19 protein-coding genes and 1 riboswitch are annotated in these 22062 nt (G+C 64.6%); of the genes, 10 read left to right on the forward strand and 9 right to left on the reverse strand.

Going from position 1 to position 22062, the window contains the following annotated elements:
* Positions 1-37: 37 nt before the first annotated feature.
* The 3 genes from VGM51_15220 to VGM51_15230 are packed head-to-tail and all read right to left on the reverse strand — an operon-like array spanning position 38 to position 3180.
* A complete protein-coding gene (locus VGM51_15220) occupies positions 38-1213 on the reverse strand; it encodes a SpoIIE family protein phosphatase (GenBank protein ID HEY3414387.1) in 1176 nt (391 codons plus the stop codon).
* Positions 1214-1217: 4 nt separating this feature from the next.
* The gene (locus VGM51_15225; GenBank protein HEY3414388.1) at positions 1218-2525 is read right to left on the reverse strand and encodes a HAMP domain-containing sensor histidine kinase; all 1308 of its coding nucleotides are present in this window, start codon (positions 2523-2525) and stop codon (positions 1218-1220) included.
* The gene (locus tag VGM51_15230) at positions 2503-3180 is read right to left on the reverse strand and encodes a response regulator transcription factor (GenBank protein ID HEY3414389.1); all 678 of its coding nucleotides are present in this window, start codon (positions 3178-3180) and stop codon (positions 2503-2505) included. Before VGM51_15230 ends, VGM51_15225 begins: the two co-directional genes overlap by 23 nt.
* Before the next feature lie 322 nt (positions 3181-3502).
* On the opposite strand from VGM51_15230, the gene VGM51_15235 reads away from it, so the two are divergent.
* The 8 genes from VGM51_15235 to VGM51_15270 all read left to right on the forward strand — a co-directional run bounded on the left by VGM51_15235 (position 3503) and on the right by VGM51_15270 (position 13386).
* Positions 3503-4324, forward strand: coding sequence for a hypothetical protein (locus tag VGM51_15235; GenBank protein ID HEY3414390.1), 822 nt, complete (start codon positions 3503-3505; stop codon positions 4322-4324).
* 40 nt (positions 4325-4364) lie between these two features.
* Entirely contained in the window at positions 4365-5675 is a 1311-nt protein-coding gene (locus VGM51_15240; GenBank protein ID HEY3414391.1) for a TolC family protein, read from the forward strand.
* A complete protein-coding gene (locus VGM51_15245) occupies positions 5672-7477 on the forward strand; it encodes an efflux RND transporter periplasmic adaptor subunit (protein HEY3414392.1) in 1806 nt (601 codons plus the stop codon). Before VGM51_15240 ends, VGM51_15245 begins: the two co-directional genes overlap by 4 nt.
* Before the next feature lie 21 nt (positions 7478-7498).
* Positions 7499-8839 carry an ABC transporter permease gene (locus VGM51_15250; GenBank protein ID HEY3414393.1) on the forward strand — a complete coding sequence of 447 codons (1341 nt, stop codon included), beginning with the start codon at positions 7499-7501 and terminating at the stop codon, positions 8837-8839.
* A 21-nt stretch (positions 8840-8860) separates the two neighbouring features.
* Entirely contained in the window at positions 8861-9529 is a 669-nt protein-coding gene (locus VGM51_15255) for a hypothetical protein (GenBank protein HEY3414394.1), read from the forward strand.
* 65 nt (positions 9530-9594) lie between these two features.
* On the forward strand, positions 9595-10368 hold the full coding sequence (locus VGM51_15260) for an ABC transporter ATP-binding protein (GenBank protein ID HEY3414395.1): 774 nt from the start codon (positions 9595-9597) through the stop codon (positions 10366-10368).
* Positions 10369-10484: 116 nt separating this feature from the next.
* Positions 10485-10608: riboswitch (SAM-I-IV-variant riboswitch) on the forward strand.
* A gap of 111 nt (positions 10609-10719) precedes the next feature.
* On the forward strand, positions 10720-12057 hold the full coding sequence (locus VGM51_15265; protein ID HEY3414396.1) for a hypothetical protein: 1338 nt from the start codon (positions 10720-10722) through the stop codon (positions 12055-12057).
* 192 nt (positions 12058-12249) lie between these two features.
* Positions 12250-13386 carry a TIGR03118 family protein gene (locus VGM51_15270; protein HEY3414397.1) on the forward strand — a complete coding sequence of 379 codons (1137 nt, stop codon included), beginning with the start codon at positions 12250-12252 and terminating at the stop codon, positions 13384-13386.
* 207 nt (positions 13387-13593) lie between these two features.
* On the opposite strand, the gene VGM51_15275 is transcribed toward VGM51_15270, so the two are convergent.
* From VGM51_15275 to VGM51_15285, 3 genes are read right to left on the reverse strand one after another with little or no spacing between them, the layout of a single operon-like run.
* On the reverse strand, positions 13594-14319 hold the full coding sequence (locus VGM51_15275; protein HEY3414398.1) for a prepilin-type N-terminal cleavage/methylation domain-containing protein: 726 nt from the start codon (positions 14317-14319) through the stop codon (positions 13594-13596).
* Positions 14316-15068, reverse strand: a complete 753-nt coding sequence (locus VGM51_15280) for a zf-HC2 domain-containing protein (GenBank protein ID HEY3414399.1) — start codon at positions 15066-15068, stop codon at positions 14316-14318. The genes VGM51_15275 and VGM51_15280 overlap by 4 nt, the downstream gene beginning before the upstream one ends.
* Positions 15065-15661 carry a sigma-70 family RNA polymerase sigma factor gene (locus tag VGM51_15285; protein ID HEY3414400.1) on the reverse strand — a complete coding sequence of 199 codons (597 nt, stop codon included), beginning with the start codon at positions 15659-15661 and terminating at the stop codon, positions 15065-15067. Before VGM51_15285 ends, VGM51_15280 begins: the two co-directional genes overlap by 4 nt.
* A gap of 205 nt (positions 15662-15866) precedes the next feature.
* Between VGM51_15285 and VGM51_15290 the strand changes: the two genes are divergently transcribed.
* Positions 15867-17453 carry a nitrite/sulfite reductase gene (locus VGM51_15290; protein ID HEY3414401.1) on the forward strand — a complete coding sequence of 529 codons (1587 nt, stop codon included), beginning with the start codon at positions 15867-15869 and terminating at the stop codon, positions 17451-17453.
* A gap of 151 nt (positions 17454-17604) precedes the next feature.
* Positions 17605-18048: a hypothetical protein gene (locus VGM51_15295; GenBank protein HEY3414402.1), complete on the forward strand. Its 444-nt coding sequence runs from the start codon at positions 17605-17607 to the stop codon at positions 18046-18048.
* A gap of 139 nt (positions 18049-18187) precedes the next feature.
* Here VGM51_15295 and VGM51_15300 read toward each other — a convergent pair whose 3' ends face one another.
* The 3 genes from VGM51_15300 to cysD form a co-directional block, all read right to left on the reverse strand.
* Entirely contained in the window at positions 18188-19531 is a 1344-nt protein-coding gene (locus VGM51_15300; GenBank protein ID HEY3414403.1) for a hypothetical protein, read from the reverse strand.
* A 158-nt stretch (positions 19532-19689) separates the two neighbouring features.
* Positions 19690-20946 carry a GTP-binding protein gene (locus tag VGM51_15305; protein ID HEY3414404.1) on the reverse strand — a complete coding sequence of 419 codons (1257 nt, stop codon included), beginning with the start codon at positions 20944-20946 and terminating at the stop codon, positions 19690-19692.
* A 263-nt stretch (positions 20947-21209) separates the two neighbouring features.
* Positions 21210-22010: a sulfate adenylyltransferase subunit CysD gene (gene cysD, locus VGM51_15310; protein HEY3414405.1), complete on the reverse strand. Its 801-nt coding sequence runs from the start codon at positions 22008-22010 to the stop codon at positions 21210-21212.
* Positions 22011-22062 lie beyond the last annotated feature (52 nt).

A 22062-nucleotide genomic window follows, 5' to 3' on the forward strand; every position in this document is an offset into this window, starting at 1 on the left:
CGCCGCCCCCGGGGTGGCTCCGGCGCGCCGGCGGGATTCAGCCGGCGGGGAGGCATTTGAGGACCACAATCGTCACGTCGTCCCCCAGTTCGCCCCAGAGATGCACTTCCTCCAGGAGAGCTTCGGCGATTCCGGCCGCGCTCAGCGAGGCGTTACCCGCGATGACGCCGGCGCACTGATCCAGCCCGAACTGCACCTCATCAGCGCCTCTCGCTTCGAGGTTACCGTCTGTGCAGAGAACGATCACATCGCCGTCTTCCAGCGACCACGATTCCGCCGAACCATCCCACTCCGCGAGGACACCGAGTAGAGGATTGCCGACCCTTGAACGGCTGATCCGGGCCGTGCGGGCGGACCACCGGATCGCGGCGGGGTGCCCTGCGTTCCACAGCGACACGCGGCGGGAAACCGGGTTCACCTCCGCCACAACCAATGTCGCAAACTCCTCCGTGGGGAGAAGCGCTTTCAGGTCCTTGTTGAGGTCCACCAGGGCCGCGTGCGGAGAGTGCGTGCTAAGCAGCCACGGTAAAAGGTGGGTGATGCTCGTGGAAGTCAGCGCGGCGGGCACGCCCTTCCCGGAGACATCGCCCACCACAACGTTGAGCCGCTGTTCGTCTTCCACGAAGATGCAGAAATCCCCACCCACTTCGTGGGCGAACTCATACCTGAGCGCGATATCCCAGCCGGGCAGCGACGGAGCGGCAACCGGCAGTGCCGCGCGCTGGATCGCGTGGGCGATGTCCAGGTCATGGGTCAGCGCCGCCATTGTTCTGGCCGCCCCTTGGTGGTAGGCCTGCATCTTCCGGTAGAAGTCCACGTAGGCGGCTATTTCGCGCTTCCGCTCGGTGATATCGCGCATCTGGAGGAGGAACTCCGGCGCGGGCCCCGGTATCGGAAGCGCGAGCAGTTCGACGGTGATCTCCAACCCGTCCGAGCGTACCGAGGGGACTTCCCGGACCTGCCCCACATAGTCGCTCGCGCCGGTTTTCAGATAGCGGGCGAAGTCCTCCTTGAGCACGCGTTCCGCCCCCGGGATGATCAGGCTGGCAATGCTGCAGCCCAGCGCCTTGCTGCTCCTGTACCCGAAAATCCTCTCCGCGGACGCATTCCATTCGCGCACCCGGCACCTTGCGTCCAGCACCACCACGGCGTCCGGTGATGCGTCGCGAAGACTGCTCTCGATCGCGGCCCAGCGCTCCGGAGGCCTAAGCACGTGATCAAACCCCCTGCGGGGAATGGCGCTCTTCTTGCGGGCGCGTCCCCGTGGAAATCGGGAACGTGAGGGTGGCGCGCGTGCCGTGCCCTTCGACGCTCTCCAGCGTCAGCGTACCGCCGTGCGCCTCCATCAGGCCCCGCGCGATGCGCAGCCCCAGTCCGCTGTGGTTGTCACCGGGCGTTCTGGCCACGTCCGCCCGATAGAACGGGTCGAAAACGAACGGGAGGTGCCTGGCCGCGATTCCGGCGCCCGTGTCCTCAACTACGAACCCCGGTGGCTGCGCCGTCACGATCACGCGAGCCTCGGCCCCGCGCCCGGAATACGAAATGGCATTTTCCAGAAGGTTGTCCAGTACTTGCGACAGACGGAGCCTGTCCAACTCGACCATCACCGGCTCACCGTCGGCTACCGGCTCCAGCCGGATTCCCGCGGCCTCCGCCGCCTGCATGTGGGTGCTCACCGCATCGTCCGCCAACTCCCGCAGGTCCACCGTCGAGCGCACGAGCGGCACCTCGTTCAGATCCAGCCGCGCCACTTCCAGCAGGTCATTCACGAGGCGGCGCATCCGTTCCGTTGAGCCACGCATGAAAGAGAGAGCCTCGGCGCGGCGGTCCGGCTGGTCGGCAAGTCCGTCCTGAAGCGCCGAGGTCATCGCCTCCAGTGTCGCCACGGGGCTCCTCAGTTCGTGGGCCACGTCCGCCAGAACCTGGCGCCGCCGGCGCGCATCATTTTCCAATGCCGCGATCTGGGCGCCCACTTCCTCGGCCATCTCATTCATCGTTGTGGCGACGTCGGCGAACTCGTCGGTTCCGGTGACCGGTATACGGTGAGAGAACTGCCGTCCGTGCAGAGCGCGCGCGCCCTCGGCGAGGGCCGCGAGCGGCCTGGAGAAGCGAAGGCTGACGTACCAGCCGGCCAGCAGCCCGAGGATGACGGAGATGACGCTTTGAGCCCAGACGCTCTGGTATATAGGGCGCCAGGGCCCGGCGCCGGGACCCTGCGGACCCCTCGGACCGGGAGGTCCCGGAGGCCTCGGGAAGCCATCGCGGCCGTTTGGTCCGGGCGGCGGCCCGAGGGCCCCATCCGGCGGCGGCCCGAACGACAGGCTGCCCATCGGACCCATGTGAATCCTGGCCTGCGCGTCCCGCGCTTCCATCTCACGATTGAACCTCTGGAGGTCCTGCTGCATCAGGAACCTCAGCGTGAGAAAACCCAGCGCCCAGCTCAGAGTGGTCACCAGAAGGAACGCCAGCGTGAGACGCGTGCGCACGTTTACCTTGAGATTCCTAACCTTCGGGACGAAACGCATATCCGGTACCTCGAACGGTCACGATGGGGCAGGGCGTCAGGCCGGCCGCGATAAGTCGCTTGCGCAGCCGGTAGATGTGGGCATCCACGAGACGGTCGTCGCCGTAGAAGTCCTTCCACACCAGGGAGACGAGTTGGTCGCGGGACAAAACGCGCTGCGGCCGGCTCACCAGGGCGTCCAGGAGGTCGAATTCCAGCGCGGGCAGCTCCACTTCAACGCCGTTGACGAAGACCTGCCTCTGCTCCTGCGCGATTTCCAGCGGACCGAACTGAAGGGATGGTCCCTCCAAGTACGAAGAGCGTCGCAACAGCGATTTGATTCGGGCAACCAGCTCCATGGGGCCGAACGGCTTTGTAACGTAGTCGTCCGCTCCGAGGTTCAGCGCCTGCACCTTATCCACTTCCGCGTCGCGTGCGGAGAGCATCAGGATCGGCACCCTGGAATGCTGCCGTATCGACCGGCAGAGCTGAAAGCCGTCCATCCCCGGCATCATCACGTCGATAATCACGGCATCGGCCCCTTCCTTTTCGAAAGTTTCCCACGCGGCGCGGCCGTCGTGCTTCGCGGATACCCGGTAGCCTTCAGCTTCCAGATACCAAGTGACAGCCTTGGTAAGGCCTTCGTCATCGTCCGCGATCAATATGTGTCCCGCCATTTGAGCCTCCAGAGAGGGATTGCTTCCACCTGCCCTCACGTGCCGGGGGAGCCTTCGCCAGTTCTAAGGTACACCAAGTTTATGAACTCTTAATGACCTCCGTGTGGAAGACCGATGGATTCTACGCCGATTTTCGCCGCAATGCCAACGCAAACAGGCGAGTTCACAGAGACGTCATCTTCGCGTCACGGCCTGTCCAAGCTGCTCCGGTATCCTTGGGATGTAGGCGTTCCCGGCCCGCGTGACTGGGCTTCAGGCGGGCCGGGCGCCACACGGAAGCGGATCGATTCCCCTTCCCCATTCTTGCCAAGGAGGCACGAGGATGCACGTACACAGGATTCACAGATTGTATGCAGCCGCCGCGCTTGGCGCGGTGATCGCCGGCGCAGTGTCCGCCCAGACAGTTACGTTGAAGCCGCGCGGCGCCCGGGCAGCCGGCTCGGCCACCGTCACAGTAACGATGCAGGGCAAAGACGCTGTCGCCACGGTCAAATCCACCAACAGCGATACACGCTCTCTTTTCCGTGACATCGCGACGAAATCCGGCGCGAAGATCCTGCTCGGTTCCACCGTGGCCGGAACCGTCACCTCCGCCGTGGATGCCCAGCCGCTTGAGACCGCCATCAGGACGGTGGCCGCTTCCGCCGGTCTGAGCGTCCGCAAGGTGTTGGTCGCCCCGGCCACAGCGGCCGCCCTCACCGAAGAGACGGTGGCGCCCCTGGCCGGCGCCCTGATCACCGCGGCGTCCGACGCCGTGGTGGTCGATCCCTCCACCGGGCGTTCGGTGACGCTGACCTTCGCGGATACGGCGCCCAAGGCGGATGCAGCTAAGGCCGTTGTCTACTACGTGATGAGGATTCCACCCGCGGGGCGCACGCCACAGGTGACCGGCGATGCGGCCAAAGACGCCGTCGCCAACGCCGCGGCAAGCCTGAGCGCCCTGTCAACCACCGAACGCATGCAGGCGGCCCGCGACCTTCAGCGTCAGATGTTCGAGAGCCTCACGCCTGAGGAACGCGATCAAATGCGGCAGCAGGGAGGTCCCGGCGGCTTCGGCGGCCCTCCCCCCGGCGGATTTGGCGGCGGCCCCGGCGGCCCGCCCCCGGGAGATGACGGCGGCGGCCCCCCGCCTCCGCCTCAGTAGGCCCACACGCAAACGCATGACGAAAGGAACCGCTGGGACCATGTTAACCCGAATTACAACCACAATCGCCGTCCTTCTGTCCGCCGCACTGGCCGCGAGGGCAGGGCAAACATCCGACGCATCGCCGGTTGACATGTCCCAGCCTCTCACCCTGAGCGGCGCGATCAGGATCGCACTGGAGAATCAGAACCAGATCGGCATTGCTCGAAGCCAGCAGTCGGCGGCGGAGGCGGGGCTTGTGCAGGCGCGCTCGGCGTATTTCCCGACCGTGACGCCCGGCTACCTGAACACCTACCGGAGCGCAACGCGTGGCGCCACCGACACTCAGAACAGCGCCACCGTTGATCTCACGCAAACCCTCTACGATTCCGGCAAACGCGAGCAGACCGTGGCTCGCGGCCGGAACGCCGTCCGCGCCGCCGCGTACAACGTCACCGACGTACGCCAGTCCGTGATCCTGAATGTGACGACCGACTGGTACGAACTGCTAAGGAGCAAGGAGTTGGTGCGCGTGGCCGAATCCGGTGTGGATCGGGCCAAATCGACCCTGGATGCCACACGTGCATTCGTCGAATCAGGCTCATCCGCGCGGAAGGACGTCCTGCAGGTTCAGGCCGATTACGACAATTCGCAGGTTGCCGCCATCCAGGCGCGGAACAACGTGCGGCTTGCCGAGACGACGTTGAAACAGGCGATGGGCATCGTCACGAGCCAGCCGATCCTGACGGTCGGCAACGGGGCCGCGGCGCCAGGCCCGACGACGGATGCGCTGGCCGACGATCTTGATCGGGCCTACAACAACCGTCCCGACCTCCGAAGGGCCCTTCAGGATGCCGATTCCACGCGCCGGGCGGTGACGATGGCCCGCATAGAGGCCGGACCGAAGGTCACGTCCACCGTTGGCGCCACATACAGCGCCCACCCGAACCCGGGGACGGACAGCGTGATCCTCACGAGCGTAACGTATCCGCTGTTCGATGCGGGAGCTTCCCGGGCGGCGGTCCGCGAGGCGAGGGAGTCGGCGCGCCAGTCCGCAATGCAGATCGAACTGATGCGGCAGGAGATCGCCGCCGGCGTGGAAACGGCGTTCCTGCAGCGCGAGGAAGCGCGCACAAGGATAGCGGCCTCGCAGACGGCCCTGGTCGCGGCCAGGGAAAACTACGCCGCGGCCTCCGAGTCGCACCAGGAAGGAAGCGGCACCATCCTGGACGTCATCGCGGCCCAGAACCAGTTGGTCACCGCCGAAACCAACGCTGTGCAGGCCATCTATGACTATTTCACTGCCGCGGCGCGATTGGAGCGCGCTGTCGGAGCCAATGAGCCCGGCGGAGCAGAAGGAGAAACCAGATGAGACGGACCAAACCATCATTCGCCATTGCGACCGTGGTGGTCCTGGCTGCGGCGCTGTATATGGCGCTCGGACGGCGGGATCCCAACGCGGCGCAGATGACCCAGTACAAAGTCGCCGCCGCTCAGATCGGCTCGGTGCGAAAAACAGTCTCATCGACGGGAACTCTCCAGCCGTGGACCACGGTGGACATCAAGTCCAAGGCCGGCGGGCGCATCGTTCAGATGGCTGTTGACGTCGGCAGTGAGGTGAAGAAGGGGCAGATCATCGCCCGCATCGATCCTTCGGACACTCTCTTGAGCGTGGACCAGGCCCGATCCGACATCTCCTCCTCGGACGCGAAGAAGGAACAGAGCCAGCGAACGTATCTGCTGCAGGTTCAGCAGACCGAGATCTCCATCGCCAATGCCGGGGCCGCCCTGATATCGGCACAGAAGGGGCGCACGGCGGCGGCCGTTCGGCTCGAGACCGCGAAGATCCAGGCGGGCGTGCAGCCGGCTCTCACCAAAGCGAGCATCGCCCAGGCCCGGGCCAACTTCAATCAGGCCGTCAAACAGCGGGCGCAACTGAACGCCACGAACGAACAGCAAAAGGCCAGCGCACAGTCGGCGTACGATCAGGCGATGGCGAATTCACGCAACAGCCAGTCCAATCTGAAGCGGCAGACCACCCTTCTGGCCAAGGGCTTCGTCTCCGAACAGAGCATGGAAAACGCCCGCGCCGCCAACGAGGTGTCACAGGCGCAAGTGGACACCGCGCGCGCAAAACTGCAGACGCTGGACGCCGAATTGAAAGCGGACGTGGACACAGCGGACGCGCGTGTGGAACAGGCGAAAGCGGCGCTGCAAAGCGCCGAAGCCGGCGGCGTTGAAGTGAAGACCCGTCAGGATGCCGTTCGTGAAGCGGCGGCCGCGCTGGAGCAGGCGGACGCTCAGGTAACCCAGGCGGAGCAGGCTCTGCGCCAGGCAAGGGCCGGCGTGGCCAATGACGCGATCCGCCGGCTGGATATCGCCAGCGCCGAGGCGAGCCACACGCGCAGCCAGGCGACCTTGAAGAATGCGGACGATACGCTCGCCCAGACAACGGTCCGCGCGCCGTCCGACGGCGTGATCCTTCAGAAGTACGTCGACCAGGGCACGATCATCACATCCGGCCTCTCCATGAACTCGACCGGTTCCAGCATCGTCCAGTTGGGGGATACGGCGCGGATGTTTGTGGACGTGACCGTGGACGAGACGGACATCGCCAGCGTGAACGTGGGCCAGCAGGTGGAGGTGAGCATGGACGCCTATCCCGGCGTCGCCTTCGAGGGCAAAGTGTCCCGCATCGATCCCCGCGCCGTCGCCGAACAGAACGTCACCCAGATCCACGTGCGCGTTGAGGTGGACAATTCGTCGGCCACGTTCCGCCTGTTGAAGCCGGGGATGAACGCCACGTGCGACTTTATCGTAGGCGAGAAGAGCAGCACCCTCATCGTGCCCTCCACCGCCGTTCGCTCCGACGACAACGGTTCCTACGTTCAGATCGCCGGCGGCGGTAAACCGGCCCCGGCGGACACGGGTTCCAGCCAGGCCGCCGATTCGGCCATCCTGGTCGGAGTGAAACTGGCCCGCAGATCGGTGGAAGTCGGTCTGCAGGGCGACGAGGCCACGGAGATCACTTCGGGGCTGAAGAACGGCGAGATCGTGGTCGTCCAGACCATCGAGCCCGCGACTTCAACAACGCAGAAGACGACCACGAGCGCCATCAAGAGCGGGATGCCCGGTGGCGGCGGCCCGCCCCCTGGTCCGCCCCCCGGACGGTAGGAGCGCAAAGGAGAAACGACCATGACATCACAACTTCCCAAACCAAAGCCGCTCGTGCCCGAACTGGAACCGCCTTGTCCACCCAACCGCGCGAACGGGAATGGAACGGCCACCGGGATTACCATCCCGAAGATCATCCTGGCCAAAGGCTTCAACACCGTCAGCCTCCTGATGGCCATCCGCGGCCTCGGCGCGAACAAACTGCGCGCGATCCTGACGATGCTGGGTGTGATCATCGGCGTCGGCGCGGTGATCATCGCCATCGCGATCGGGCAGGGCTCGCGTGAGGCGGTCTCACAGAGCCTGCGTCAACTGGGCACGAACACCCTGAACGTGATGGCCGGCGCCCAGCGCAGCGGTGGCATCGGCTTCGGCTTCGGGTCCCGCAGCACGATGAAGCCCGCCGACGCGGCGGCGATATTGAAGGACTGTCCCAGCGTCATCCGAGTGTCGCCGCAGGTTCAAGGCGGGGCCCAGGTCAAATACCAGGACAAGAACGACAACGTCACCGTCTATGGACAGGGCGTGGACTACCCGGACATCAACAACCACCACGTCCGAATCGGGCAGTTCTTCGACGCGCAGGACGTGAAATCACGCCGCCGCGTGGCCGTGCTCGGCTCCACCACCTTCAAAGACCTGTTTGAGGAGCAGACCGCGGTCGGCAAGTACGTGCGCGTGGCCGGACAGCGGTTCGAGGTGGTCGGCGTGTTCCAGTCCAAAGGCGGGACGGGGTTTCGGAATCCGGACAGCGGAGTCTACGTTCCCTACACCACCGCCATGCGACGCCTTTTCGGGCAAACGAGCCTGCAGGGCATCACGTGCCAGGCGAGTTCCGACAGCGTCATGAAACGGGCCCAGCAGGAAATCACGGAGACGCTGCGGCGCCAGCACGGCATCTTCACCGGGGCGGACGACGATTTCCTCGTGTTCAACCAGGCCGATCTCGCCGCGGCGCAGAACGAACAGCAGGATACCTTCTCCTCGCTCATCACCTACCTCGCCATCGTTTCGCTGGTTGTGGGCGGCGTGGGGATCATGAACATTATGCTTGTCTCCGTCACGGAACGGACCCGCGAAATCGGTGTGCGCAAGGCCATCGGCGCCAAGCGCCGCGATATACTCGTCCAATTCCTGCTGGAGGCCCTCTTCCTGTCGCTGATCGGCGGGGTGCTGGGCGTCGCCCTCGGTATCGGCGGCGCGAAACTCGTCGAGTCCGTCAACAACTGGACCGTGCTTGTGGCGCCGTCCACGGTGCTTCTCGCGTTCAGTTTCTCCGCCCTCGTGGGGGCCTTCTTCGGGTTCTATCCCGCGTGGAAAGCCTCGCGCCTGAGCCCGATCGATGCGCTCCGCTATGAGTGATACACAGAAAGGAAATCAACGATGAAACGGATCCAATGGCTGCTGGCGGCTGGCATCGCCGCTACATCTCTGGCGCCGGGCCCCCTGGCGCAGGGACCGCCCAACGGGCAGATGCCCGCAGCGATGCGGACAAAGATGAAAGCGTGGGCGTCGTGGCGCAAGACCCACAAGAACTTCACGGCGCTGGAGCAGACGATTCGCGGGCTGGAGATGATTCAGGAGGACCGAAGTACGCGGCTCTCAAAACCTCAGGCGAAGACGGTTGCCGGCGTGCTGAAGGCGTGGCGGCATAAAAAGGTGATGACCAACACTCAGGCCGGGAAGGTCAACAAGCAGATCATCGCCACCCTCAACGTTCCGCAATTGAAGAAAATCGCCGCTGGGGCGCGCCCGAACGGGGGCGGCCCCGGGGGCCCTGGCGGTCCTCCTCCGGGCGGATTCGGCGGTCCTCCTCCAGGAGCGTTCGGCGGACCACCCCCAGGAGGACCCGGCGGACCACTCCCCCGAGGCATGGGTGGACCACCCCCGGGAGGCCCAGGCGGACCGCCCCCTGGCGGACCTGGTGCTTTTCCCGGCCCGAAGGAGTACAACCCGCTGAACCCGGACACGCTGCCCTTTGCGCCGGAACGTCCGCGGATGAAGAACGTCGTCGATGGTCTGATCAAGACACTCGCGGCGCAGGGAAAGTAGCGGGTCTCCGCCCCCGGGGCGGCGTTTTCGCCGGCGCGATATGACGGCGCTGGAGGAGGTGGCAGATGGCACTGATTGAAGTAGACAGACTGACCAAAACCTATCACCTGGGCTCCCAGGAGGTTCGCGCCCTGAGAGGGGTGAGCCTGGAAGTCCAACGCGGTGAGTTCCTCGCGATCATGGGCCCTTCAGGATCCGGTAAGTCTACGTTCATGAACCTCATAGGCTGCCTGGATACACCCACCAGCGGCTCATACACGCTCGACGGTATTCAGGTATCCGGAATGAACGAAGACGAGTTGGCTGAAATCCGCGGCTCCAGGATCGGGTTTGTGTATCAGACCTTCAACCTGCTGGCGCGAACCACCGCCCTGCAAAACGTGGAGCTGCCGCTCTTCTATGTCGGGGCGGCGAACCGCCGGGAAATCGCCATGCGGTGCCTGGAAGCCGTCGGCCTGGGCGACCGCATGCACCACAAGCCGAACGAGCTCTCCGGGGGCCAGCAGCAGCGGGTGGCCATCGCGCGGGCGATGGTCAACGACCCGCCGATCATCTTCGGCGACGAGCCAACCGGTAATCTGGACACCAGCACCGGGGAAGAGATCATGTCCATCTTCGGGCAGTTCCACCGCGCCGGGAAAACGGTCGTCATCATCACCCACGAGGAGGACATCGCCGAGCACGCCCAGCGGATCATCCGGTTCAAGGACGGGGTGATCGTGGGTGACGAGCCGGTATCGCGACGCCGGGGAGACACATCGACGGTTCGTGCCGCCGGGCCGCTCACACGGGAGCCCCCGGCCCGCGTGATCGCAGGAGCGGTTTCCCCGACGACGTGAGCCCCCATCGGCTGAAGCCGACTTTGTGCCACCAGCCGTCGGTTTCAGCCCTTGGGGTCTCACGAGCCTTGCTTTGATTTGCCTCTGGATATTTGTCCGGCGGTCTGCTATCATCTTTGTAACATCAGGAGCGACCCTTCGGGGTCCGGCAACCGGGCAGGAGACGCCACGGTGCCAATGAGGACGCAAGCGTCCTCGATGAGCAAAGGGAGCGATCCCGTTTGAAGAAAAGTCTCCACGGATTGGCCATCCGCCACCGCTTGCTGATGCAACGGTGGCAATTTTGCATTTTGGCCCTCCGGATTTGGTGGTCCCTCACGGTCCTCCTGAACACTGAAGGAGATACATATCATGAGTGACCATTCAAATGCCCGAACCCCATCCAGCGAGCTCCCGCAGCGCTTCGGCGCGATCCATGCAACCGTAACGCCCGGCGGCATGGCCCGGAATGGCGCTCCCGGTGATCTTGACGAACTCGCCGCAGCGGCCGTAAGGTTCTTCGCCCGAAGGGGATTGCCGATCGCGGCGGCCCCGAACACAATGGACGGCACGGTGACCCTGGCTGGCCGGTTCGACCCCTCGCGCCACCCCCTGTTCCGCAACGTATTGAGCCTGTGGACCGCCGAATCGGGCGACGAAACGCCCGGGTGCTTCGTAACCCCCGAGCCGGGTGCAGCCGATGACGAGGGAGGATTCCGCAAAGCCTGGGCACGGGAAGAGCGCTGGCAGAACCGTCTCGACCGCATCGCATCGGACCTGGGCTTCCGCACCTGCTCCGGCGAGGGCGCCCGGTGGGCGCAGGCGGCGGGAGGTCCCGCCGAGCATATCCGGTCGCTCGAAGACGCATTCTCCTCGCTGAGGCAGGACGGACGGGTATCGCGGTTCCCCCGCAAGCAGATCACAGTCGCTCGCCAGGCCACCTGCGCGCCGTACGGATTGCCCGCCGTCATTCTGAAACTGAAGGGCACGTGCCGCGTGTTTTCCGAGAGGCTGGGGCGCGACCTGCTGGAGGCGAGCCCGCGTCTCATCTCGCTGACGGAGGTGGCGCCAAGCGTGGTCTTGGCGGAAAACACGCCGCCACTGGACAACGTGTGGGACGACAGCCGCTTCTGGGCGGCCTGGCAGTCTTTGCCGCCTTCGGCGTGGGAGGTGGTAGACGCCTGGGCGGCGGTGCGCGTCCTGCGGTACGTGGAAACCCCGGACGGCGAGTGGCGCTTCTATGCGCAGACGCATCAGGCCCGCAACGTTGTGCAGGCGCCCGAAGACCTGCCGGCGGCGCCGGACCAGCCGCCGGCCATCGCCTCCGCCGAAGCGGAGCGCTGGCGACGGCGGCGCTGCTGCGAGATCGCGCTGGCGCTGCGCCTCAACGCCGCGGATGACGGCGGGCTGTGCCGGCACGCCATCGGCAACCTCGCAGCCCCCTATCCCTTCGTCCACCGGTTGAACAGCAACGCGCCCGGCGTACGCGCCGTCGAAACGTATCTCGCGAAAGCCGCGACCGTGCTGCACTGGGAACTCCTGTGCCGCGAACAAGCCGCCGACGGGCCCGTCTTGACCGCCGAGTATGCCGGCATCGTCCGTAATGCGCGCACGGGTCTGCGGCAGGTTCAACAGCATCTGCTCTCGGCCGCGTGCGCCTACGAGGTTGTGGACGATGAGCCGGCGACCGTGGCGGCCCGCGCCCGGTAACCGGGCGGAGCCGATTCGAAACATCCGCGCCAATTTCACCCATTCCCATGGGAACGATAAACCGCCGGCGTTCGTTAGTGCCCTCTGGCCGCGGCGCGACCCGCATCGCGGTGTCGCCCGCGCCCGGGCACGGCGTCCAGCCGGTCCGAGGATGCCGGAGCCTCTCGGCGCTCCGGTCGGAAGGGAACTGGGATGAATGTAATACACCTCCGCCATGCGGGTTGCCTGGCGGTCATACTTGCTTGCAGCGTGTCCGGAGCCAGTGCCGACAGCCGCCACGCGCCACGCCACACCGCGTTTTATCTCCGTACGAATCTGGTCTCGGACATCGCCGGGGTCGCGCTTAATACCGACCCGAATCTTGTGAACCCCTGGGGCATCGCGGTGAACCCGCATGGCCCCATCTGGGTCGCCGATAACGGCACGGGGCTTTCCTCCGTATTCGATAACGGAGGCAACCCGCTCCCGTCCGAGGCGTCACCGCTGGTTGTCACGATCGCGCCGCCCGCCGGCAGCCCGCCGGATGCCACCGCGGCGCCGACAGGAGTGGTGTTCAACGCATCCAGCTCGTTCGCCATCACCGCCGGGGCAAACTCCGCGCCGGCGCGATTTATCTTCGCAACCGAGGATGGCACCGTCTCTGGCTGGAACCCGACCGTGGCCGCAACGAGTTCGGTGCTGGGCTTTGACAACTCAAACGCGCCGGCCGGCGCCGTCTACAAAGGCCTGGCGCTGGGGCACAATGCCACCGGCGACCACATCTACCTGACCAACTTCCACACGGGGATGGTGGACGTCCTGGACGCCGCATTCCACCCGGTCGTACTGCCGGGCGGCTTCACGGATCCCAACATCCCGGTGGGTTTCGCGCCGTTCGGCATCCAGAACGTGGGCGGAATGCTGTACATCACCTACGCCAAACAGAACGCGGAACAGCATGACGACGTCAGCGGCCCGGGTAACGGCTATATCGATGTGTTCGATACCGATGGCCATCTTCTGCGTCGCTTCGCCTCGCAGGGCGCGCTCAATTCACCATGGGGAATGGCCGTTGCGCCCCACAGCTTTGGCCGGCTCGGCGGCGCTCTGCTCGTCGGCAACTTCGGCGACGGACGGATCAACGCCTACAATCTCGCGACCGGCGCCTGGGTGGGCGCCTTGATGGACTCCCGAAATCGGCCCATCGCCATCGACGGACTCTGGGGCCTGGCATTCGGCGTTCCTGAAAGCGACCGGGACGACGACAACCCCGCGCCGCTCATCTTCACGGCGGGCATCGCCCACGAGGCCCACGGCCTGTTCGGCAAGATCGAGGCCGCCAGGAAATGACCGCGGCACTCGTCGCATAACCTCACCGAGGCAGGAGCCACGCGGCCCCTGCCTCTCCTCTTGGCCCGGCCGCCAAAGGGGCTACCGACATGTGGACCTGTGGACCGCATGTCGCCTCCGAAACGCAAGAGGGGGATATGACCTCGTTCGTTCGGTCATATCCCCCTCTCGCGACCCTGCCCGATCGATTCCCGCGCTCGTTACGTGCTACGGACGATGCTGATCAACGCCGCCGGGGACATACGTCTGCTCCGGTCTGCGCCACGCGGCCCGCCCGTCCGTGTATAGGTAGTTCGCTCCGCCTCCGTGCCGGCCGACGGCGAGGGCGGCATCCTGCCCCGTCGCGGTATCGCGGAACCAGAATTCCTGCGCCTCGAACGGGTGGTAGTCGTCATCATTGGACCAGCCCAACTGCGAGAGCCGCCGGGTGTCACGCTCCGCGAACAGGACCGTGTCCGACGGGTGGGCTATGGAATGCAGCCCCGTCCGCCGTCCGTCCACGGAGTCGGTAAAATAGCCGTTGATGAGGTAACTGGTGTACGGCGCTTCCCGCTCGCCAATGATGGAGTGATCGTAGCTTGGCACGCGCGGGGGGAGGCTGGCCCGTACGTCGGGGTCCGACGGGCAGCGCGCGATGTCATAGGTTGAGAGCAACGGTTTGAGCGCATCGAGCCAATAGGTTGGTTCGTCCGGCGCACCGTAGCCTACGGTAACCGTGTGTCCGAACGGCATATACCCGTCGTTGTCGTCCGCGTAAGTCTGCGCGGCGTCACCGAGCTGCCGAAGGTTGCTGAGGCATGTAGCCCGTTTGCCCCCCTCTCGCGCGCGGGCAAACACTGGAAGCAAGATCGCCGCCAGAAGGGCGATGATCGCGATGACAACAAGCAATTCCAGAAGCGTGAACCCGCTATCCGTACGGTCTTGATCGCTCATGGAGACCCCCCTAATAGCCCCGCCAGTCGATCGGGCGGCAATTGTGCAACCAGCGCAAACGTCCGATCCTGTCGCGTCCATATAACTACGTTATACCCTCCATAAGTTCCGCTAACCACTTTTCCATCGGTGGAGGCCGGCGGCCAGCCGGGCGGGCGCTGCCGCGCGAGCACCTCTATCAACGTCACCGGCTGTGCGGCGCGGTACATCCAGATTGCCGCGGGCGTATCGCCCACGTGGCACGCGCCGATTCCGGCCAGCGGCAAGGGAAGCCTCGGGGCGGCCGAGCGCGCCGAGAGCGTCTGCTGCAGCCACGCGCGCGCCGCCGGGTCGCTCCCGGTGAGGAACGTCTTGCCGGCCGGCGGCTGGAACGCGTGGCGATGAACCGACACCAGCGCGGCGACATCCACGGGCTGCGGGCGCGTGCGGGCGAACCATAGCCCGGAGGAAACCACGATCGCGACGATGGAGATCGACAGAGGGCCTTTCCAGGCGCTCATGCGGCGCGCCACCGACGGCGCGGGAGGCGGCACGGTATCGAGTGTGGACGCGACTCGAGCGGCGAGCCCGGCGGGCGCCATGACGCCCATGGCGCTTGCCGCCAGCAGTCGCTTCACCGATTCCTGCTGGAAGACCGTGCGCCCGCAGTCCGGGCATTCGCCGACGTGGGCTTTGACCCGGGCGGCCTCCGAGTTTGTGCAGACGCCATCAACGTAGGCGATCAACTCGTCTGGAGTGCAGTGTTTCATAGACCTTCCTCCAGCAGCCCGCGACGGCGCGCGAAGCCGTCGAGGGACGCGCGCATCTGCGTCCGCCCGCGAAACAGGCGGCTGCGCACGGTCCCGATGGGGATCGCCAGGGCATGCGCGATCTCGTCGTACGGCATACCCTCCATGTCACTGAGCAGCACCACCGCGCGAAAACTGTCCGGCAGCGCGGCGAGGGCGTGCTGCAGTTCCTCATCCATTACGGTCTGTAGCAGATCCTCCTCCGGCGATGCCGATTTCGGGGTATTTGGGTCCTCGTTCACGTCGTAATCCATCAGGGGAAGCATCATCGGGGCTCTCTGGCGGCTGCGGTACGTGTCCACGTACTGGTTCACACAGATCCGGAAGAGCCATGCTTTGAAATTCGTGCCGTTCCGGAATGAACTGAACGCGCGGTAAGCGTGCACCACCGCGTCCTGAACCAGATCCTCCGCATCCTCGGCGTTGTGGGTCATTCCGCGGGCAAACCGGTACAGGGGGAGCAGGAGCGGCGAGAGGAGGGCGTCGAACCGGGCCCGGACGTCTTCCGCCGGCCTGATCCATGTTGTCGCCCTATGTAGACTGGGTAGTGCCATTTCCATAATTCCGTCGCCGCCGTCCCCCGCTGATGGGGCTCGCTGAGTGCAACGAATGGTCGGTCGCAATAGTTCCGTGTCCTCTTCAATGCGCGAAAATCGTTGCTTCGAGCACTGGTCACGGCCTATCCTATGGGTAACGGAATGTTGTGTTTGTTTATAGTATTAGTCAGGTATAGCGATCGGAGCCTGGAGGCGGGAACCAATGAACAAGGTTGAGCAGATCAAACAGGAGAAGGACGGTCTGGACGTCTGGGAAGACATCTTCCGGTATGCGGAACAGGGGTTCGACGCGATCACGGAAGACGATTTGACGCGTTTGCGCTGGTACGGGATCTACCAGCAGCGTCCGAACAACGGGCATTTCATGCTGCGCGTGAGGATTCCCGGCGGCGTGCTCACCTCGGCGCAGGCGGCGGAATTGGCGGCGCTGGCACGGGACAGGGGCCGCGGGTTCTGCGACATCACCACGCGCCAGGATATCCAGTTCCATTGGCTCACCATCGCGGACATGGCCGAAGTTCTCCCCCGCCTCGCCGGTGTGGGGCTCACCACCAAGGAAGCCTGCGGCGACGTGACCCGGAACATCACCGGCTGCCCGCTTCACGGCGTGAACGCCGATGAGATTATCGACCCGACGCCGCTCATCGAGCGGATCGGCGCCCGAATCCTCAACGACGACGCATTCTCCAACCTCCCACGCAAATTCAAGATATGCATCTCGGGATGCCCCGCTCAATGCGCCAAGCCGGAGATCAACGACCTCGGCCTCCTGGCGGTGAAGCACCCGGAGACGGGCGTTGTCGGCTACAACGTGACCGTGGGCGGCGGCCTTTCCACACAACCGCGCTTTGCCCGGAACCTCGACGCGTGGGTGACGGAAGACCAGGCGGTTGATCTGGCGGTCGCCGTCACGGAGATCTTCCGCGACGACGGGTATCGCGTCTCGCGTCATCGCGCGCGGCTAAAATACCTTGTTGACGATTGGGGCCCGGAGGAATTCCGCGCGCGCCTGCAGGTGAAGCTGCCTTTCACGCTGTCCGCCGGCGTTCCGATGGAGTGGGAAGACACCTATGAGGACCACATAGGCATCCGCCCGCAGTCCCAGCGCGGCCTGTTCAGCCTCGGCATCACGGTGCTTGTCGGGCGCATCTCCGCCGAACAACTGGCGGCGGCCTCGGATGTGGCCGGCCGGTTCGGCCAGGGGCGGCTGCGGACCACGCTGGGGCAGAATTTGATCGTGCTGGACGTCGCCGGCGAGGACGTCGCCGAGGCCTCCCGCGTGCTGGCTGACGCCGGGCTGACCGTCGGCGCCGGTCCCGTTGAACGCGGCGCCGTCACCTGCACGGGCATCGAGTTCTGCAACCTGGCGGTTGTGGAGACGAAGGAACGCATGAGGGAGATCGTGTCGTTCGTCGGCGCGAACGCGGCGGTTGACAGCCCGTTCCGCATGCAGATGAACGGCTGCCCCAACTCCTGCGGGCAGCACCACATCGCCGACATCGGCTTCCAGGGTGGGCGCGTCAAGATCGACGGGCAGGTTCACGAGTGCTTCGACATCTCCGTAGGCGGCGGACTGGGTAACGACCGCGCCTTCACGCACACGATCCGGCGCAAGGTGCTGGCGGAAGACGCAAAGACGGTCGTTGCCAACCTGATGAACGCGTATACGGAGCGCCGGGAGACCGGTGAGTCGTTCAAAGCCTTCATCCGCCGCAACACGGACGAAGACCTGGCGGCGTACCTGGGCGGCACCGAGATCCCCGCGGACGCGGAGGTGATGGAGGGCTGAGAAGTGAGGGCCTAGGGCTGAGGGTCCAGATGTGTCCCGGCGAATGAATTCGCGGCTGAGAAATGCACAAAGGCCGCCTTCGTGGCCTTGTCTTGGGCCGGGAGTGCCTCCAGGACAGCACGGTTGCTATGATTGCAGTGGAGGCACGACGATGAAAACCGATCTGGCGACAAAGGCCCTGTTGGTATTTATGGGAAGCGGTATGTGGGCGCTGGCGCTGACACACTGGCAGGCGCCGGTGGTCACGGCACAGGCGGCGGCGCAGTCGGCGGTGCAAGACGTGGTGCGGACTCAGAGGTTGGAAGTCGTGGACGCGAACGGAAAAGTAAGAGTCTCGATCTCTCCTCAGACGTACGGGTATCTCCTTTCCATGGACGATGAGAAAGGAAAGAAGAGAGTCGGGCTTTTCGCGGGCAACGACGGCTCACTCCTGAGCCTGATGGACGAGACCGGAAAGACCAGAGCCGTGCTCGGTACCGCCGACAGCACCCCCACTACGCTTCGCCTGACGAATGAGAAGGGCAAGACGGTCTTCGAACAGCCGCGCCCGGCCTGGATGGATGCGAAACCGAATCCGTACCGCGAGTACCGATAGCCATACATCCCTGCGAATAAATCCACGGCTATGACCAGCACGAAGCCCGCCTTCGCGGGCTGAGTCCGCAGTCGCCGCAGAGCGACCCTCAGCGGCACGCAGATCCCCGCGGACGCCGAGCTTGTGGACCAGGTGTTCGTCAGGACGGCGTGGGGATAGGCATCCGTGGCATTTTACGCGGTTTCGGCTTCAGAGGGGGATAGTGTATCTCGGCGTTGAGCCCTGCGCGCTCCGGAGACAGGTTCTCCGCGACCACGGGATTGGGTGTCGTAAAGACTACGAATCCCTTCCCATCCTTGCGGTAGCCAACGGGTTTTCCGGTTCGCGGATCGAGCGGGGCCGGTGAGCCTGTTTGGCCAAGCGATACAGGCCACCGTCCGTGGCGTGCACGGTAAGCCATCACATCCGCCATCGCGACGACGGCTGCCCTGCGGGCGGCCAGGTCGACTTCCCGCTCATCTGCTCCGGAGAAGATGGGTAGCATCATCTTGGCCAGCTTGTATGTCGGCATTTTGTCGGGCGTTTTCTCGAATTCGCGACCGAGCCGGGCAAGGTCCCGCAGCCGATCCGGGATCGGCTCCTGGCTCACCTTGATTCTCTCCGTCATCCAGTGCAAGTAGATCGCTTCGGCCGGGTCCATGAAGTACCACTTGAACAGGCCGGAGGGTTTGCGTCCCGAAGGCTTGAACGTTTCATCGGGCGATACCACAACGTTGTAGTCGTGCAACGAACTCACTTGATGGACTTCCGTGAGCCCCAACAGGATCTCGCCCTTCAAGCACCGCGCCAGGTCGTAACGGGGGTGGTACGTCGCTATTTCACGCCGCACGGCGTCTGCAACAACGGCGTTCGGCCCAGCTTCGGAGAGTATGTTCTCCAGGCCTTTCAACGTCATGTCTTCACTCGCGAGGCCAACGAGGCACGCAATCAGATTCGGGACCTCGGACGCCTGGTTCGCGACCCGGAATCCCAGCGCCTGGTGCCTGACGGCCTCGACCGGCTGTCCCTCGCGGGAAAGCATAAGGCTCTCCCGCCGTATCCAAACTGCCGCCTCACGCATCGGCGCAAGATATCGGTATAGCTCAACGCTGTCCCCATCGTGCCTCACGAATACGTGCGGCTTCGCAACCGCTGCGTGGACGACGCGGCTAATGTCCGAGCGTGAGGCGACGAGATGCTTCAGAGCTTCTGTATTCGCTTTCGGGACAACGCCGGTTCCATCGGACGGTGAAGTCCAGATCTTCGTTTCGTCCGCCCTGTGTGCGTCCAGCAGTTTCCCCAACTCCAGGTAGGTCGAGACAGCGTTCTGGTTGGCTGGCGGCTCCACTTGTGAAAACTCCGCCGGGGTCAGCGGGATCCCAGCCGCCCGCGCCGCCGCCTGTTCGGTCCTGAGGTTGTATGGCCGAATCCAACCGGTGAACGCTATGAAAACGATGAAGAGTGCTGTAAGGACAACCAACGACACATAGTGGCGGAATTTCACGACGACCTCCTGACAAGCAGATTTGCTTTCAGGATATGTCGCTCGCTGGGCAGCGCGGCGAGAGGAATGCCACGTTGAGCACTGCGCCGTTCGAGGGCGCGATTCCTCGCCGCGCTCCACTCTAAACCTCAGCCCTCAGCCCTCATCCCTCAGCCCCTCTAGATGCTATATGTCGGCGGCAATTCGGCGGTGGGGATGATACCGCCGCCGGCGACGTCGTAACCATCCACGATCACGAAACGGCCGGTTTCCACGATGTTCGACGTCTCGTCGAACGCGACCGGCTTCTTGAGGTCGAACGCCACCGTAGCGACCTCGTTCTTGGCCACGTCGCCGGTCCCGACCGGCGCGTTCACCAGCGTGGCGGTGTTCAGCACACCGCTGACGGCGCTCACGGTGGCTTCGATTTCCTGCGTCGCGAGCTTCATCGTGTAACGTTTGCCGGTTGACAGCGGGCGCTGGCCGAGCCAGAAGAGGTTCGTCTGTATGCTGTCCGTCACAAGCGGCGCGTCGTGTACGTGCGAAACAATGGCGCCGCGCTCCACGAAGATCTGCTCGTCCAGCGTGATCCCGATCGACTCGCCCGCCTCGGCAGGGCCTTCGCGGGGGCTGCTCCAGCGCTCAACGGATTGTACAACGGCCGTGTGACCGGACGGCGAGAACAACACCGTGTCGCCCGCGGCGATCGTGCCCGATTCCACGCGCCCCGCTACGATGCGGCGCTTGTCGAATTTGTACACATCCTGGACCGGCAGGCGCAGCGGGGCGCCTTCCTTCGAAACGCGCGCGTCGAATCCGTCCAGCGCTTCCAAAACAGTGGGGCCGTCGTACCACGCCATGCGGTCGGAGCGGTTGGCGATGTTGTCGCCGTCCCGCGCGGAAACCGGTATCACGTGGCGCGCGACCACGCCAAGGTCGTTCAGAAACGCCACGTAGTCCTTGCGCACGCGCACATATTCCGTCTCGGAGAAGCCAACGAGGTCCATCTTGTTGATGACGACCGCCACCTGCCGGATCCCCAGCAACTGAAGCAGATAGCCGTGCCGGCGCGACTGCTCCTGCACGCCTTCCTCGGCGTCGATGAGCAGCAGGGCGGCCTCGGCAGAGGCGGCGCCCGTGATCATGTTCTTCAGGAACTCCTTGTGGCCGGGGGCATCGATAATCACGTAACCGCGCTTCTCCGTCTCGAACCGAATCTGCGCGTTGTCGATGGTGATCCCCTGGTCGCGCTCCTCTTCCAGCGCGTCGAGCAGGAACGCGAATTCGAAAGCCTTGCCGGTGTCCTCGCAGACTCGGGCCACGGCGTCGTATCTTCCCTCGGGGAGGCTCCCCGTATCGTGCAGCAACCGCCCGACGAGCGTGGACTTGCCGTGGTCCACGTGCCCGACGATCACGATGTTCACTTTCTGTTTCAAGGACTTACTCCAACCTCTCGAATCACGGGCGACCCGGGGGATGAATCCCCCGGCTTCTTTCGTTCCGTCGCTACGCGACGAGGTCAGGTTGCCTCGCCGCGTAGCGGCAGAATGACAGGAGCCCGGCAGTTCACTGCCGGGTGAACCGGTGTCGGGCACGGAGGCCCGACCTACCATAACGGGCGGCGTCGGGCACAGAGGCCCGACCTACCTCGCGAATACGGGCGAGGCGCCCGCGCTACATTGCGGGCGAGGCGCCCGCACTACATATATCCCTTGGCCCGCAGCTTCTGCATAGCGTACGTGTCTTCCTGGTCCTGCGCTCGTGTCGACCGTTCGTTGATCGTGGTGTGCTTCAACTCCTCGATGATCTCCGGGACCGTGGTGGCGTTCGATTTGATGCGTGCCGTGCAGGGCGCGCAGCCCAGCGAGCGGTACCGCTCGCCGTCTCGGGCGAAGTAGAGGTCCACGATGGGGATCTGTTCGCGCAGGATGTACTCCCAGACGTCGATCTCGGTCCACTGGAGCAGGGGATGGACGCGGATATGGGTGTCCTTGTCGAAATCGGTCTTGAACTGGTCCCACAGCTCGGGCGGCTGGTCCTTGTAGTTCCACTCGAAATTGCGGTCGCGCGGCGAGAAGAATCGTTCTTTGGCCCGTGTGCCTTCCTCGTCCCGGCGGATGCCCAGGATTAGGCCCGTGAAGTTGTGTTCAGCCATCACCTGCTGAAGCGCTTCCGTCTTCAGCGAGCCGCAGCACGTGATACGCCCTTTGTCCGGCCCCATCCCGTTGGCAAGCGCCTCGGTATTCGTGCCGACGATGAGCCGCAGGTTCCACTCGGCAGCAAAGCGGTCACGGAACTCGATCATCTCAGGGATCTTCTTGGTTGTGTCGATGTGAACGAGCGGGATCGGGCAGTGCCCCAGGAACGCCTTGCGCGCCAGCCAAAGGAGGACCGTGGAGTCCTTGCCGATGCTCCAGAGCATCGCGAGCTTCTTGAATTTGCGGTAAGCCTCCCGCAATATGTAAATGCTCTGGCTTTCCAAAGCATCGAGATGATCCATCTGTTACCTGCTTCCCAATCTCATTCAGTGGGGCCGGCCTCCGTGCCGGCCA

This window comes from Armatimonadota bacterium, from assembly GCA_036504095.1.
Lineage (GTDB): Bacteria > Armatimonadota > DTGP01 > JAKQQT01 > JAKQQT01 > DASXUL01.